The organism is Parendozoicomonas verongulae (genome assembly GCF_009711465.1).
Lineage (GTDB): Bacteria > Pseudomonadota > Gammaproteobacteria > Pseudomonadales > Endozoicomonadaceae > Sansalvadorimonas > Sansalvadorimonas verongulae.
The window spans coordinates 1-245 of sequence record NZ_SMME01000082.1 but is presented as its reverse complement, the minus strand read 5'-3'; the positions used below and the strand labels follow the sequence as shown (position 1 = coordinate 245).

The 245-nt window shown below is 49.8% G+C and carries 1 protein-coding gene; it reads left to right on the top strand.

The features are described 5' to 3' along the window. Nucleotides 1-37: 37 nt before the first annotated feature. Nucleotides 38-245 (top strand): hypothetical protein (locus E1189_RS24130; RefSeq protein WP_230459781.1); only part of this gene is annotated, 208 nt, incomplete at its 3' end.

The window sequence follows — 245 nt, the reverse complement described above, 5'->3', positions numbered from 1 at the left end:
CACAACATGGATCCGGGATAAGGCAAACATATGTCATGTGTCTCCGGATGAGGAAGCTCCTATTCACATCAACTGCTCCCCCCTTCCTTCAGGAGACCCGTTTTCTTCGCGTTTAAATACCTGGGCACGTGAGCATTACAGAGAGCTTCAGGTTCGAACTGACGACGATATGTCTGTGGATTTCTATGGTATGCACACGCTAAAAGTTCACACAAGGGGCAAGCCCTTTGTCTGTGACCAGGGCG